We start from the raw sequence: 14,565 nt of genomic DNA on the forward strand, positions 1-14,565 counted from the left end.
GGGCGGGGCGCCCCGCAAGGGGCGCGGGGAACGGCGCGCCCAGCCACGACGAACCCGCACCAGAACCCGCCCGCCCCGCGGAGCGCTACGCCGGGACGACGCTGGGCAGCGCGAGGTCCACCTCGACCGCCCGGCCGCCACCGGGATGACTCGCCCCCGAGGCGAGCGGCGCATGACCCCCCGCCGTCACGGCGAGAACGTACGCCCCCTCGGAAGGCACGGCGAGGACGTACCCGCCGTCCTCCGCGGACAGCGTCGCCCCCGCCTGCCGGCCCCGCCGGTCGATCAGGGTGACCTTGGCCCGGGCGACCGGAACACCGTCGGCGGTGAGGACCCGGCCACGGAACCCGGCCCGGTCCGGGCGCCCGTCGGCAGCCTGCTGCACCTCGGGAGCGTCCTCACTGGACGCCACCAGATGCGGCTTCTCCGCGTTCGCCGCCCGGCGACCCGGCAGGAACGCCGCGAACACCAGGCCGAGCAGCACCGCGCCCGTGGCGATCAGGAAGGACACCCGGAAGCCGTGCATCGTGGGGATCGCGACCCCGCCCACATGGTTCGCGGTGTTCGCCAGGACCATGCCGATCACGGCACTCGACACGGACGTGCCGATCGAGCGCATCAGCGTGTTGAGGCCGTTGGCGGCGCCGGTCTCCGACGGGGGCACGGCGCCGATGATCAGCGCGGGCAGCGAGGAGTACGCCAGGCCGATGCCCGCGCCCAGGACGACCGCGATGACGACGGTCTGCCAGGCGGCGCTCATCAGGCCGAGCCCGGCGCCGTACCCGACCGCGATGATCAGCATGCCGATCATCAGGGTGACCTTGGGGCCGTACTTGGCGGAGATACGGGCGTACACCGGCGCCGTGAACATCATCGTCAGGCCGAGCGGAGCCACGCACAGGCCCGCGACGACCATGGACTGGCCGAGGCCGTAACCGGTCGACGTGGGCAGCTGGAGGAGCTGGGGCAGGACGAGGGAGACGGCGTAGAAGGCGACGCCGACCATGATCGAGGCGAGGTTGGTGAAGAGCACCGCGGGCCTGGCGGTGGTGCGCAGGTCGACCAGGGGGGCCTTCACCCGCAGCTCCATCACGCCCCACAGGAGGAGGACGGCGGCCGCGGCGCCGAACAGGCCGAGGGTCGTGCCGGAGGTCCAGCCCCAGTCGCTGCCCTTGGTGATCGGCAGGAGGAAGAGGACCAGACCGGCGGACAGCCCCAGGGCGCCCAGGGTGTCGAAGGTGCCCGGAGCCCGCATCGGGGACTCCGGTACGAAGATCAGGGTGAGCACGATCGACAGGACGCCGAGGCCCGCCGAGCCGAAGAACAGCGCGTGCCAGTCGGCGTGCTGCGCCACCAGGGCCGCGAGTGGCAGGGCGAGTCCGCCGCCGACGCCGATCGAGGAGCTCATCAGGGCCATCGCCGAGCCGAGCTTCTCCAGCGGCAGCCCGTCGCGCATCAGTCCGATGCCGAGCGGGATGGCGCCCATCGCGAAGCCCTGGAGGGCGCGGCCGACGATCATCACGAGCAGGTCGCTGGTGAATCCGGCGACGAGTGAGCCCACGACCATCACGGCCAGGCTGGTGATCAGCATGCGCCGCTTGCCGAAGAGGTCGCCGAGGCGGCCCATGATCGGTGTGGACACCGCGCCCGCGAGCAGGGTCGAGGTCATGACCCAGGTGGCGTTGCCGGGAGAGGTGTTCAGCAGCTCCGGCAGGTCCTTGATGACCGGCACGAGCAGGGTCTGCATCACCGCGACAACGATGCCCGCGAAGGCCAGTACCGGGACGATTCCGCTGCCGCTCGGCCTTCGCGTGCGCGGGTCCGTCGTTGTCCGGGTCATTACGTGCAGCCTCCAGGGGCGGGAGCGAGGTAGATGCAGGGTGAACCCCGTGCGCCCGGGCAACTATTCCGTTGCTTCGAGCCGCTAACGAATTCTTGACCTTCCCATTACGTCCGGCCGGTGGATCGGGGTGGTGGATCGAGGGGGGCGGATCGAGAGGGTGGGCTCAGGGCGGGCGGGCGGGTCGGGGCATCCGGCCTCGGGCCGGAAACTCCGGTGCCGATCCGACCCGAATCTGACCTTCCGTCAGATTGGAACGTGTTCTAGTCTTTCGCCGCATGAGAATCGGGACCGGGATCGGGATCACGCCGGAACAGCGGGAGCTCGCCGAGTCCGTACGCGGCTGGATCGCGCGGACGGTGCCACCCGAGGAGGTGCGCAAACTCCTCGACGCACCCGGTGGCCAGGGCGGACGCCCCGCCCACTGGGACGCGCTCACCGAGCAGGGCTTCGCCTGCGTGCACCTCCCGGAGGCGTACGGAGGCGGGGGCGGGACGGTTCTCGACCTTGCCGTCGTCCTGGAGGAGGCCGCCCGGGCGGCGCTGCCGGGACCGCTGGCGGCGAACGCGCTCGCCTCCTCTGTGCTCGCGAGCGAGGCCGAATCGCGGAGGACGGAGGAGGAATCGGGGAGGACGGAGGACGACGACGTGGAGCCGGGCGCCGGTTCCGGTTCCGGTGCACGGGAGGGGGCCGCTGCCGGCGCCGAGGTGGCCGGGCTGCTGCGGGCGGTGGCAGCCGGGGAGCGGATCGGGGCGGTCGCCCTCGGGGCCGGGACGCTGACCGCCGTGGTCGCGGCGGACGGGTACGTACTCGACGGGACGGCTCCTCCCGTCCTGTCCGGCGGTGACGCGGACCTGCTGATCCTGGAGGCAGCCGCGCCGGACGGCCGGACCCTGTGGGCGGCCGTGGACGCCGCACACCTCGACGTCCGCGTCCACGAGAGCGCCGACCCGACCCGGGCGACCGCCGAAGTCGTGGCCACGGCCCTGCACGTCCCGGCCGGCCGGATCCTCGGCATCGACTCCGGTCTCGTCGGGAACCTCGCCGCCGTCGTGTTCGCCGCCGACGCGTGTGGCACCGCCGCCTGGGCGCTGGAGACGGCGACCGCGTACGCGAAGGTGCGGGAACAGTTCGGACGGCCGATAGGGCAGTTCCAGGCGATCAAGCATCTGTGCGCCGACATGCTGGTGCGCGTCGAGCAGGCCAGGGCGCTCGCCTGGGACGCCGCGCGTTCGGTCCGGGAGCCGCCGCCCGTACGCGAGTTGGTGTCGTCGCTCGCCGCCGGGCTGGCGCTCGACGCGGCCTTCTCGTGCGCCAAGGACTGCGTGCAGGTGCTCGGCGGCATCGGCTTCACCTGGGAGCACGACGCCCATCTCTATCTCCGACGGGCCCTCGTGGCACGGCAGTTGCTCGGCGGCGGGCACTTCCTGCGGGCGGCGCGGTCCGCGGAGGGCGGGGCGAGACGCGAGCTGCGTACCGAGCTTCCTCCGGACGAGGCGGCGCGCCACCGGGCAGCGGCCCGGCATGTGATCGAGCGCGTACGCGGACTCGAACCGACCGCCGTACGACGGGAACTGGCGCCCACCGGATACGCGGCCCCGCACCTGCCCCGGCCGTACGGCCTCGGCGCCGGGCCCGTCCAGCAGCTCTGTGTCCAGGAGGAGCTGGCGTCGGCGGGTGTACGCGTCAGCGAACTGGGGATCGCCACCTGGGTCGTGCCGTCCCTCATCGCCCACGGGAGCCCCGAACAGCAGCGGCGGTACCTGCTGCCGACCCTGTGCGGGGACACGCTGTGGTGCCAGCTCTTCTCCGAACCCGGAGCAGGCTCGGACCTGGCTTCGCTGCGCACCCGCGCGGAACGGACCGCGGACGGCCGCTGGCGCGTCAACGGGCAGAAGGTGTGGACGAGTTCGGCGCAGCGGGCCGACTTCGGCATCCTGCTGGCCCGGACGAACCCGGACGCGCCCAAGCACAAGGGGCTCACGTACTTCGTCGTCGACATGAAGACGACGGACGGCATGGAGATCCGGCCGCTGAAGGAGATCACCGGCGAATCGCTGTTCAACGAGGTCCACTTCGACGACGTGCTGCTCCCCGCCGACGCCGTGGTCGGTGCGGTCGACGACGGCTGGCGGGTCGCACGCCACACCCTCGGCAACGAACGCGTCCACATGGCCGACCAGTTGACCTTCGGCACCGGTCTCGAAGCGATCGTCGTCCGTTCCGCGGGCCTCGACGACTGTGTGCGGGCGCGCGTCGGCGCCCTGGTCGCGCAGGCGCACGCGCTGGGCTGCATCGGACTGAGGACCACCATGCGGCAGGTCTCCGGCGCGGACCCGGGCGCCGGGGCCTCCGTACGCAAGCTCGTACAGACCGTGCACCAGCAGCAGGTCGCCGAGCTCGCGCTCGAACTGCTGGGCCCGGAAGGGGCGTTGCGTGAGGGAGCGGCGGAGCGGGCCGTGCACGGGTTCCTGCTCTCGCGCTGCCTGACCATCGCCGGCGGGACGACACAGGTACAGCTGAACGTGGTCGCGGAGCGCATCCTCGGCCTGCCGCGCGACCAGGGACCAGGAACTGACCGGGGACCAGGAACTGGGGAGAGCCAATGAAGGCGTACGTCGTCGGTGTGGGAATGACCAGGTTCGAGAAGCCGGAGACCCGGGACTGGCAGTACTGGGACATGGTCCGGGAGGCGGGCACGGGCGCCCTCGCGGACGCCGGGATCTCCTACGACGCGGTGGAGCAGGTGCCCGTCGGCTACTGCTTCCAGGCCTCCACGGCCGGGCAGCGGGCCGCCTACGAACTCGGTCTGAGCGGTGTGCCCGTCTACAACGTGAACAACAACTGCGCGACGGGCGCGACCGCGTTGATGCTCGCGCGGCAGTTCGTCGAGGGCGGCGCGAGCGACTGCGTACTGGCGGTGGGGTTCGAGAAGATGACGCGCGGCGCGCTGGGCGGCGGGGCCGGAGGTGGAGACGGGGGCGACTTCAAGGCGTCACCGGTTGCGCGTCATTACGCCGTGATGGCGGCGCGGCACGGCTTCGAGATGACGCCGCCCACGGCCCAGATCTTCGGGAACGCCGCGCGTGAGCACATGGAGAGGTACGGCACGACCGAAGCGCAGCTCGCGGCCGTGGGAGCCAAGAACCACCGGCACTCGGCGAACAACCCGTACGCACAGTTCCAGGACGTCTACTCGGTCGACGAGATCCTCGCCGCGCGTACCGTGCACTCCCCGCTGACCAAACTCCAGTGCTCGCCGACCTCGGACGGGGCGGCCGCCGCCGTCGTCGTGTCGGAGCGGTTCGTGGAGCGGCACGGGCTGGGGGAGCGGGCCGTGGAGATCGTCGCGCAGGCGATGACCACGGACACCGAGGAGTCGTTCGCCTCGGGGTCGTGCATCGACGTCGTCGGGCAGCCGATGTCACGGGCCGCCGCCCGCCAGGTGTACGACAGCGCCGGGCTCGGCATCGAGGACGTCGACGTCGTGGAACTGCACGACTGCTTCTCCGTCAACGAACTGCTGACCTACGAGGCGCTCGGCATGTGCGAGGCGGGGGAGTCCGGCAAGCTCGTGGAGTCCGGCGCCACGACGTACGGCGGCCGGTGGGTCGTGAACCCCTCGGGAGGGCTCATCTCGAAGGGGCACCCGCTGGGCGCCACGGGCATCGCGCAGGTGGCCGAGCTGGTGTGGCAGCTGCGGGGCGAGGCGCAGGCCCGGCAGGTGGAACACGCGCGCGTGGGGCTCGCCCACAACATCGGGCTCGGAGGCGCGGCGGTGGTGACACTCCTCAGGCGCGCCTGAACGGGACAGGGGCCGGGCCCGGCTGGTCGGGTGCGGAGATGGAGGCGGAGTCGGAGGTGGAGGTGGAGGCGGAGGCGGTCTGAGCCCGACCCGGGACCCGGCCTGAGCCCAACCCGGCCGGCTCCTCGACGCGACCCGGGCGGGACCCGCCTGTCTTCGGCCCAGGTCCGGCCCGCATCCGGCCTAGGTCCTGCGGCGGACGAATCATGCAGCGAAATTACGATGTACGGGGCGCAGGGCCCCTGCGAGCATGACTCCCATGCCCACGCTCAGAGCCACCGCAGAGACACCCGTCTCCCGCCGCCCCACGCCACCCACCTGGGTGGTGGTCGCCCTGGCCTGCGCGGGGCAGTTCCTCGTGGTCCTCGACGTGTCCGTCGTCAACGTGGCGTTGCCGTCGATGCGGTCCGACCTGGACCTGAGCGCCCCGGGACTCCAGTGGGTCGTCAACGCGTACACGATCGCCTTCGCCGGATTCATGCTGCTCGGCGGGCGGGCCGGCGACCTGTACGGGCGCAAGCGGATGTTCCTGGTCGGGCTGGCGCTGTTCACGCTGGCCTCGCTCGCGGGCGGCCTCGCCCAGGCGGAGTGGCAGCTGCTGGCCGCGCGGGCCGTGCAGGGGCTCGGAGCGGCGGTGCTCGCGCCCTCGACGCTGACGATCCTGACGTCGGCCGTGCCGGAGGGGGCGGCACGCGCGCGTGCCATCGCGACCTGGACCGCGGTCGGCGGTGGCGGTGGCGCGGCGGGCGGCCTCGTCGGCGGACTCCTGGTCGACGGGCTCAACTGGCGATGGGTCCTGCTCATCAACGTGCCGATCGGTGCCGTGGTGCTGGCCGGCGCCCTGTGGTGGCTCACCGAGAGCCGGGTCGGCGGCGGGCGACGGCTCGACCTGCCGGGTGCCGTCCTGGTGACGTCGGGCCTTGCGACCCTCGCGTACGGGATCGTGCAGACCGAGGCCTCGGGGTGGACGTCCGCCGCGACGCTGGTCCCGCTGTCCGGCGGAGCCGTCCTGATCGGGCTGTTCCTACTCGTCGAGGCACGGACGAAGACGCCACTGATGCCGCTGAAGCTGTTCCGGGTGCGGTCCGTGTCGTCGGCGAACGTGTCGATGTTCCTGTGCGGGTCCGCGATGTTCTGCATGTGGTTCTTCATGACGCTGTACGCGCAGAACGTGCTCGGTTACACACCCCTGGACGCCGGACTCGCGCTCGTGCCCAGCTCCCTGGCCGTGATCATCGGTTCGAAGGCCGCGCCGAGGCTCATGCCGGTCGTGGGAGCACGCAACGTCGCGGTGATCGGGGCGCTGGTGGCGGCGGCCGGGTTCGGCTGGCAGTCCACGATGACCGCGGACGGCTCGTTCCTCACCGCGATCATGTTCCCCGGCATCCTCATGATGCTCGGCGCCGGACTCTCCGCGACGCCGCTCGCCGCGCTCGCCACCTCCGGCGCGGAGCCCGGGGACGCCGGACTGGTCTCGGGCCTCGTCAACACCTCGCGCACGATGGGCGGCTCGCTCGGCCTGTCGGTGATGGCCACGATCGCGGCGGCCCGTACGGGCGGCGGGACCTCGCCGGAGGCCCTCACGGAGGGGTACGCACTGGTGTTCCGGACGGGCGGGGGCGTCATGCTCGCGGGCGCGCTGCTGATGCTGGTGTGGCTGCCGCGCGGACCGGTCACGAAGGCCTGAGGGACAGTCGGCGGGCAGCCGGCAGGTCCGGGCGGGCAGTCGGAAGGTGCTGGCGGGTACCGGCGCCCAGGCCGGCGGGGCCGCCCGGGGCGCCGCACGCCCGGGCCGCTCCGGCCTGGCGCGATGCCGCGTGCGACCTCGAAAACGGATCGTCTGGGGGAGGCAACGAAATCCGGGACCCATGGACTCTATTGGTCATCTAGGAGGTGCCCATGGGGGATCGGAAACAGGCTCAGGACGAGGAGTTCCAGAGCTTCGTCATCGGCCGCTGGCCACGGCTGATGCGTACGGCATTTCTCCTCACGGGGGAGCAGCACGCGGCGGAGGACCTGGTCCAGTCGTCATTGGAGCGGGCGTACGTGGCCTGGCGCAAGGTCAGCACGGCGGACGACCCCGACGCCTACGTGTGGCGTCTGATGATCAACGCTCACGCGCGCAGGCACCGAAGGCGCCTCAAGGAGTTCCTGGCCCCCAGGACCGACACGGACCTCACACCCGAGCGGCCCGACACGGGAGACCGGATCGCCCAGGCAGACGACCGCTCCGCGCTGCGCACGGCCCTGTCCCAGCTGCCGCCCCGCCAGCGCGAGGCGGTGGTCCTGCGCTACTGGGAGGACCTGAGCGAGACACAGACGGCACAGGCGATGGGCTGCTCGGTGGGCGCGGTGAAGAGCAACGCGGCGAAGGGGATCGCCAAGCTCCGCGCCATACCGTGCCTGGCCGACACGGTGAAACACGGAGGGCGGAAGTGATGAGCGCGGACCGGGAGACGAACCACGACATGACGCACAGCTCGCACAGGGACATCGCCCTCCTGCTGGCGGACGCCGCGGACGAGGTCGAGATCGGCATAGCCCCCTACCAGGCGGTCGTACGGGGCGGCAGGCGCCGCAGGGCGCGCCGGTGGGCGGTGGCCGCGGCGGCGGCACTGGTCATCGCGGGCTCGACGGGGTCACTGGCGCTGGCCGGGGCGCTGGACGGGGACGGGAGCCGGGTCGCTCCGGCAGCCACGAAGCCCGCGAAAAGTGACCAGCCGGACGAGTACGCGGCCCGGCGGACCACGCTCGCGATCGGGACCGACCGGGGCAAGGAGTGGCAGGTCGAGATCGACGTGTGGTCGGCGCCGAAGGACAAGGCGGAGGCACGGCTGCAGTTCGACTCGATGAACGAGTACGGCGTCCGGCCGAGCGAGGTGCGGAAGGCCGAGGACATCATGGGCAAGGGCTGGGTGTTCGTGCGGCTGACCGTGGGGTTCGGCGCTCCCTCGGTGGTGGTGCAGGGGCCGGTGGAGAAGGGCGACTCATTGTCGGGCAAGGACATCCAGGCGTACGGGATGCCGCTGGAGACGAACGACGCCGACAAGGCCGGCGCGGCTCAGCGGCTGGTGATCGGCAAGGTCGCTCCCACCGCGCGGCGTGTCACCTGCACCTGGGACGACGGCACGACGACCGATGCCCGCCGGGTTTCGAGTGACACCGACGTCAGAAGCGGTGACGCGCTCGCGATCCGCCCGGTAGCCGGTTCCCAGCCCAACTGGTTCGTGTGCCTGGCACCTGAGGGCGTGTCCTACGAGTCGGCGGAGGTGACGGAGTAGACCCGCGCTGAGGGCGGACGAGAACACCCGACGCGGTGAGACGGCGAAGAGGCGGCGCGCTGACCAGGAAAGTGAGGCGGCGTGGCGGCCGGGGCGGGGCCGGGGGAGCGCGCCCCTTCACCCTCGGCCCCCGGCCTCAGAGCCACCCTTGCTGCCGGGCCTCCCGCATGGCCTCCATGCGATTGCGGGTGCTCGTCTTGCCGATCGCGGAGGAGAGGTAGTTGCGGACGGTCGACTCGGAGAGGTGCAGTTTGGACGCGATGTCGGAGACGGTCGCGCCGTCGGCCGAGGCCTTCAGCACGTCGCACTCGCGGGCGGTGAGCGGATTGGGCCCGGCGCTCAGCGCGGCGGCGGCGAGCGCAGGATCGATGACGGTCTCCCCGGTCAGCACCCGGCGGATCGCCTGGGCCAGTTCCTCGACGGGCCCGTCCTTGACCAGGAACCCCGCGGCCCCGGCCTCCATGGCCCGCCGCAGGTACCCGGGTCGGCCGAAGGTGGTGAGGATCAGCACCCGGCAGTCGGGCGTCTCGTCCCGCAACAGCGCGGCGGCGTCCAGCCCGCTGATACCGGGCAGCTCGATGTCCAGCAGCGCGACATCGGGCCGCGACTGGAGGGCCGCCCCCACGATCGCGTCCCCCGTCCCGACCTGCGCGACCACCTCGATGTCCGCCTCCAGCCCGAGCAGCAGGGCAAGAGCGCCACGCATCATCCCCTGGTCCTCGGCGAGGAGAACACGAATGGACTTGGCGGGCCGATGGTCCCGAGGCATCTCGTTCACGGCCCAAGAGTAGGCGCCACCGCACCACAAGAGCCGCGACCAAGGCCACGCCCAGCCACGGCAACCCCCCGTTACCGGCCGACCGGCCCCCGCACTTCAGGGGCACGGGGAACGCCGCGCTCAGCCCCATCAGACCCGCACTGGACAGTCGGCCTCGGCCCTTCAGGGGCGCGGGGAACGGCGCGCTCAGCCCCAACGGACCGGCACCGGGCAGTCGGCCTCGGCCCTTCAGGGGCGCGGGGAACGGCGCGCTCAGCCCCAACGGACCCGCACTGGACAGTTGGCCTCGGCCCCTCAGGGGCGCGGGGAACGGCGCGCTCAGCCGCAACAGACCCGCACCGGACAATTGGCCTCGGCCCTTCAGGGGCGCGGGGAACTGCGCGACCAGCCACAGCGAACCCGCACCCGACACACCACGGCCGGCAGGCTCAGCCCACCGTCCCCGGGGTGCCGACCTCGCCGGCCGCAGCCACAGCCGCAGGCGCGGACGCGGACGTGGTCGCCGCCGCAGGCGTCACGCCACCCGCCTCAGCCCTCTCCGCCGCCTCAACGGGAAGCTCCGCCGTCACCACGAACCCGCCCCGCGGTCCCACCCCCGCCTCGAGGGACCCGCCCGCGGCCGCAAGCCGTTCCGTAAGCCCCTTAAGGCCGGTACCGCCGATCCCGGAGCCGGAGCCGGAGCCGGAGCCGGAGCCCGAGCCGGAGCCGGACCCGGATCCGGTACGAACACCGGCACCACCCCCGTTGTCCGAGATGCACGCCCGGACCCGCTCCGGCGCCCCCTCCACCGTGATCTCGCAGCGAGTAGCGCCACTGTGGCGGACGGCGTTGGTGACGGCCTCGCGGACGACCCAGCCGAGCAGGACCTCGGTCTGCGCGGACAGCGGCGGCCCCGACTGCCGGACGACGGGCTCGATGCCGGCCGCCAGGAGCGCCGAGCATGCCCGGTCGAGGTCCGTGGCCAGGCTGCCCTCCCGGTAACCGGTGACCGCCTCGCGTATCTCCGTGAGGGCCTGCCGGCCGACCGACTCGATGTCGGAGACCTGGACGAGTGCCGCGTCCAGGTCCCGGTGGGCGAGGCGCCGGGCGGCCTCCGACTTCACGACGATGACGGAGAGCGTGTGCCCGAGCAGGTCGTGCAGGTCGCGGGAGAAGCGCAGGCGTTCCTTCTCGACGGCGCGGCGGGCCAGTTCCTCGCGGGCGGCGCGCAGTTCACGTACGGCCTCGGACAGGGACAGGATCGCGGCGGTCACCATGGTGGACAGGAACGTGCCGTACGCGACGTTCACCGCGCCCCAGCCGTCCCGCAGCCCGGCCACGACGCCCGCGAGCGCGCTCAGCCCGATGCCGGTCCTGCCGAGCCACCGCCCCCGCACGATGGCGCCCGCGGCCAGGCCGAGCAGCGGGAAGAAGAGGAGCCAGCTGCCGCCGTACAGACCGCCGAGGAGGCACGTCACCACGCCCAGCGCGATCAGCGCGGCCCGGGTGGAGAGAGCCTCGCGGGCCTCCTTCGTGAAGGCGCGGAACACCACGTGGATGTAGAGGGAGTTGAAGACGAAGAGGCCGATGCCGCCGACCCACGGGTTCGGGGTCCGGCCCTGGAAGAGGTTGGAGAAGGCGCCCATGCCCATCAGGAGCCAGGGGAGGAGCGCGAAACCGCTGGGCGGCGGGCCCAGGTGCTCCGGCAGTTTCCCGGTACGCCGCCCGGCCTTCTGGTCGGCCACGAACGCGTCCCGGTCGGCCTTCCGGTGCGTCCGCGACTCCTGCCACTCGGCCATCCGGCAGCTGACCCTCTGCGACCAGGGCATGTCCCCACCTCCGTTCGGACGGTCCACGGATCGGTTCACACGGTTCACGGATCGGCTCACGCGGTGCACGGATCGGCTCATACGGTTCACGGAGCGGTTCACACGGTCCGTGCGGTCCTGCGGTACGAGACCACAGCGTACGAGCCGAAGGCCAGCAGCCAGCCGGTCAGCACCAGCACGGCTCCGAGGGCGGGTGCCCGTCCGTCGGCGACGGCCGTGCCGAGCTGAGCGAAGCGGTTCGTGGGCGTGTAGGAGGACAGGGACCGCAGCCAGCCGGGGAAGAGGCTCAGCGGGAACCACAGCCCGCCGACCACCGCGAGCGTCAGGTTGCACACCATGTTCACCACGCCCGTGGCCTGCGCGGTCAGGCGGTAGCCGTTGCCGAGACCGAGCAGGGTGAAGGGAATCGACCCGAGCCACAGCAGCAGCGCGATCACCGCCCACTTCCAGGCGTCGAGACGGACACCGTTGACCAGGCCGCCCGCGGCGAGGACGGCGAGGATCGCCGGCAGGACCGTGACCGCGCCGGTCAGCGCCCGTGCGGTCACGACCTGGCGTGGGCTCATCGGGGTGATCCGCAGCTGTCGCAGCCAGCCGATCGACCGGTCCTCGGCCACCCCGCCGCCGGTGTTCAGGGCCGAGCCCATCGCGCCGTACGCGGCCATGCCGATCATGGAGGCCGTCTTCCAGCCGCCGTCGCTGCCGTCGCCGAGGTTCGTGAACAGCAGGTACATCACCACCGGCATGACGACACCGCCGATCACGAAGCCGGTGTCGCGCAGTGTCCGGCGCACTTCGAGCCGCAGGTAGTCGAGCATCACACTGTCTCCAGGGAAGCGGGCCGCGTGGCGGAGGGGGAGGTCAGAGCGAGGAACGCGTCGTCGAGCGAGGCGGGCGCGACCTCCAGGCCGCGTATCGCGCCGCGCTCCGCGAGGGCGATCACCGTGGCGTCCGGGTCGTCGGTCCGCAGCCGGGCCCGGTCGCCGCGTACCTCCACGGAGACCACTCCGGGCAGCAGGGACAGCCCGTCCGCGCCGGTCCCGGCGAGGTCGAAGGCGACGAGGCTGCCGCCCGCGGCCCGCCTGAGCTGCTCGCCGGTGCCGTCGGCGACGACGCGCCCGTGGTCGACGACGACGATCCGGTCGGCGTTGACGTCCGCCTCCTCCAGGTAGTGCGTGGAGAAGAGGACGGTGTGGCCGTGGCGGGCGTAGACGCGCATCGCGTCCCAGAAGGCGTACCGGGCCTCGACGTCCAGGGCTGCGGTCGGCTCGTCGAGCACGATCAGTGAAGGGTTCCCGACGAGGGCCACGGCGAACCGCACCCGCTGCGTCTGGCCTCCGGAGAGCCGGTCGACGCGCCGCCCGGCAAGCTCGGTGATCCCCGCGAGTTCCAGTGCCTCGGTGACGGGCATCGGCGCGGGGTAGGTCCCGGCCACGAACCCGACGAGCTCGCCCACCGTCACGCGCGGCACCGGTCGGCCGTCCTGCAGCATGGCGCCCACCCGGCCTGCCCGCACGGCGTGTTCCGGGGCGTCGCCGAAGAGGCGGACGACGCCCTCGTCGGGCTCGTTCAGGCCCAGCAGGAGAGAGATCGCGGTGGACTTGCCGGCGCCGTTGCGGCCGAGCAGCGCGACCGTCTCGCCGCGGGAGATCTCCAGGTCGACACCGTCCACGGCCCGTACCGCACCGAAGGTCTTGACCGCTCCGGTGAAGGACACGGCCCGGTCCGTGCCGGAGACCGTCGCCGTCCCGGCCGCCCTCGGACCCGTCCTGCCTGTCGTGCCTGTCTTCGTCCCCGTCTTCGTCATGCGTACGACGCTACGAACCGGCCGGTGGTGCACGGCAGATGCGCATGTACGGACTCGGGCAGGACAAATGTCACGGCCGAGCCCCGGCACCCCAGGAGCCGACCCCGCCCGTGACATCCGGGCCGGACACCTGACTCCCGACGCCCAACACCCGACCCCCGGCTCCCAACGCCCGACACCACATCTGACATGGCGTCAGGAGTCTTCACATGTGCCGGGGGCTCGGCTATACAGGGGTTCGCCGGACTGGAACGCGTTCTAGAACAGGCGGGTTCCCCGGTTCAAGGTCGACCTCGGTGCGGCCGACGGTGCGGACGGCCGCACCGGGGTCTTCACGCCCAGCAGTCAGGAGCCCCATGCCCATCGACGTTGCCAGGGCCCTCGCGGCCGAGCCCCGGTCCGCCGGGATCACCTGGGGCCACAAGGACGTCCAGCTCTACCACCTCGGCGTCGGCGCGGCCGCGAACCCGGACAGGCACAACCCGGCGACCGACCCCGACGAACTGCGCTACACCCTGGAGTCCCGGCTGCACGTCCTGCCGAGCTTCGCGACCGTCGCGGGCGCGGGCTCCCCGGGCGTGATCAACGGCCTCTCCATGCCGGGCGTCGACGTCAACCTCGCCCATGTCCTGCACGGCGGCCAGACGATCGTGCTGCACCGGACGATTCCGGTCGAGGGGGAGGCGGTCGCCACCACCCGGATCGCGGACGTGTACGACAAGGGCAAGGCCGCCATCCTCGTGGTACGCACCGAAGTGCGCGACGAACAGGGCCCGTTGTGGACCAACGACGCCCAGATCTTCGTACGCGGCGAAGGCGGCTTCGGCGGCGACCGCGGCCCCTCCGTCCGTCCCGAACCACCGACGGGCGCACCGGACCGGCAGGTCGAGCGCGCGATCCGCGAGGACCAGGCGCTCCTGTACCGGCTCTCCGGCGACTGGAACCCCCTGCACGCCGACCCGGAGTTCGCCAAGCTCGCCGGTTTCGACCGCCCGATCCTGCACGGGCTGTGCACGTACGGCATGACGCTGAAGGCGGTCGTGGACACGGTGCTCGGCGGCGACGTCGGCCGGGTCCGCTCCTACGCCACGCGCTTCGCCGGCGTCGTGTACCCGGGCGAGACCCTGCGTATCCGCATGTGGCAGGGGGACGGCACGGTCCGGGTGACGGTCGGGGCGGCCGACCGGGACGACGCGCCGGTCCTCGCCGACACCGTCGTGGAGCACACCTGAGTCGTGGACACCCC

At 72.2% G+C, this 14,565-nt stretch carries 11 protein-coding genes; 6 read left to right on the forward strand and 5 right to left on the reverse strand.

What is annotated here, in order from left to right:
- Window positions 1–85: 85 nt before the first annotated feature.
- Window positions 86–1,840 (reverse strand): MFS transporter, encoded by a 1,755-nt coding sequence (locus KUF83_RS16650; protein WP_217455474.1) that lies wholly within the window; start codon window positions 1,838–1,840, stop codon window positions 86–88.
- Window positions 1,841–2,118: 278 nt separating this feature from the next.
- On the opposite strand from KUF83_RS16650, the gene KUF83_RS16655 reads away from it, so the two are divergent.
- The 5 genes from KUF83_RS16655 (at window position 2,119) to KUF83_RS16675 (ending at window position 8,926) form a co-directional block, all read left to right on the forward strand.
- Window positions 2,119–4,449 carry an acyl-CoA dehydrogenase gene (locus tag KUF83_RS16655; protein ID WP_217455475.1) on the forward strand — a complete coding sequence of 777 codons (2,331 nt, stop codon included), beginning with the start codon at window positions 2,119–2,121 and terminating at the stop codon, window positions 4,447–4,449.
- Window positions 4,446–5,645 carry a lipid-transfer protein gene (locus KUF83_RS16660; RefSeq protein ID WP_217455476.1) on the forward strand — a complete coding sequence of 400 codons (1,200 nt, stop codon included), beginning with the start codon at window positions 4,446–4,448 and terminating at the stop codon, window positions 5,643–5,645. The genes KUF83_RS16655 and KUF83_RS16660 overlap by 4 nt, the downstream gene beginning before the upstream one ends.
- 250 nt (window positions 5,646–5,895) lie before the next feature.
- Entirely contained in the window at window positions 5,896–7,332 is a 1,437-nt protein-coding gene (locus KUF83_RS16665) for an MFS transporter (protein WP_217455477.1), read from the forward strand.
- A gap of 212 nt (window positions 7,333–7,544) precedes the next feature.
- Entirely contained in the window at window positions 7,545–8,084 is a 540-nt protein-coding gene (locus tag KUF83_RS16670) for a SigE family RNA polymerase sigma factor (RefSeq protein ID WP_217455478.1), read from the forward strand.
- Window positions 8,084–8,926, forward strand: a complete 843-nt coding sequence (locus tag KUF83_RS16675) for a hypothetical protein (RefSeq protein WP_217455479.1) — start codon at window positions 8,084–8,086, stop codon at window positions 8,924–8,926. The genes KUF83_RS16670 and KUF83_RS16675 overlap by 1 nt, the downstream gene beginning before the upstream one ends.
- A gap of 136 nt (window positions 8,927–9,062) precedes the next feature.
- On the opposite strand, the gene KUF83_RS16680 is transcribed toward KUF83_RS16675, so the two are convergent.
- The 4 genes from KUF83_RS16680 to KUF83_RS16695 all read right to left on the reverse strand — a co-directional run bounded on the left by KUF83_RS16680 (window position 9,063) and on the right by KUF83_RS16695 (window position 13,229).
- Window positions 9,063–9,695 (reverse strand): response regulator transcription factor, encoded by a 633-nt coding sequence (locus tag KUF83_RS16680; protein ID WP_217455550.1) that lies wholly within the window; start codon window positions 9,693–9,695, stop codon window positions 9,063–9,065.
- A 437-nt stretch (window positions 9,696–10,132) separates the two neighbouring features.
- Window positions 10,133–11,512, reverse strand: a complete 1,380-nt coding sequence (locus KUF83_RS16685; RefSeq protein ID WP_217455480.1) for a sensor histidine kinase — start codon at window positions 11,510–11,512, stop codon at window positions 10,133–10,135.
- Between the two features lie 98 nt (window positions 11,513–11,610).
- Complete coding sequence (locus KUF83_RS16690) at window positions 11,611–12,330, reverse strand: ABC transporter permease (RefSeq protein WP_217455481.1); 720 nt, start codon at window positions 12,328–12,330, stop codon at window positions 11,611–11,613.
- The gene (locus KUF83_RS16695; RefSeq protein ID WP_308403029.1) at window positions 12,330–13,229 is read right to left on the reverse strand and encodes an ABC transporter ATP-binding protein; all 900 of its coding nucleotides are present in this window, start codon (window positions 13,227–13,229) and stop codon (window positions 12,330–12,332) included. The genes KUF83_RS16690 and KUF83_RS16695 overlap by 1 nt, the downstream gene beginning before the upstream one ends.
- Window positions 13,230–13,675: 446 nt before the next feature.
- Between KUF83_RS16695 and KUF83_RS16700 the strand changes: the two genes are divergently transcribed.
- The gene (locus tag KUF83_RS16700; RefSeq protein WP_217455483.1) at window positions 13,676–14,551 is read left to right on the forward strand and encodes a MaoC/PaaZ C-terminal domain-containing protein; all 876 of its coding nucleotides are present in this window, start codon (window positions 13,676–13,678) and stop codon (window positions 14,549–14,551) included.
- Window positions 14,552–14,565 lie beyond the last annotated feature (14 nt).

Source organism: Streptomyces sp. BV286 (assembly GCF_019090165.1).
Taxonomy (GTDB): domain Bacteria; phylum Actinomycetota; class Actinomycetes; order Streptomycetales; family Streptomycetaceae; genus Streptomyces.

Coding starts and splice junctions, on each gene's coding strand:
- KUF83_RS16665 (WP_217455477.1), top strand. CDS start 5,896: ATGACTCCCATGCCCACGCTCAGAGCCACCGCAGAGACACCCGTCTCC.
- KUF83_RS16680 (WP_217455550.1), bottom strand. CDS start 9,695: ATGCCTCGGGACCATCGGCCCGCCAAGTCCATTCGTGTTCTCCTCGCC.
- KUF83_RS16670 (WP_217455478.1), top strand. CDS start 7,545: ATGGGGGATCGGAAACAGGCTCAGGACGAGGAGTTCCAGAGCTTCGTC.
- KUF83_RS16700 (WP_217455483.1), top strand. CDS start 13,676: ATGCCCATCGACGTTGCCAGGGCCCTCGCGGCCGAGCCCCGGTCCGCC.
- KUF83_RS16685 (WP_217455480.1), bottom strand. CDS start 11,512: ATGCCCTGGTCGCAGAGGGTCAGCTGCCGGATGGCCGAGTGGCAGGAG.
- KUF83_RS16655 (WP_217455475.1), top strand. CDS start 2,119: ATGAGAATCGGGACCGGGATCGGGATCACGCCGGAACAGCGGGAGCTC.
- KUF83_RS16650 (WP_217455474.1), bottom strand. CDS start 1,840: ATGACCCGGACAACGACGGACCCGCGCACGCGAAGGCCGAGCGGCAGC.
- KUF83_RS16660 (WP_217455476.1), top strand. CDS start 4,446: ATGAAGGCGTACGTCGTCGGTGTGGGAATGACCAGGTTCGAGAAGCCG.
- KUF83_RS16690 (WP_217455481.1), bottom strand. CDS start 12,330: ATGCTCGACTACCTGCGGCTCGAAGTGCGCCGGACACTGCGCGACACC.
- KUF83_RS16675 (WP_217455479.1), top strand. CDS start 8,084: ATGAGCGCGGACCGGGAGACGAACCACGACATGACGCACAGCTCGCAC.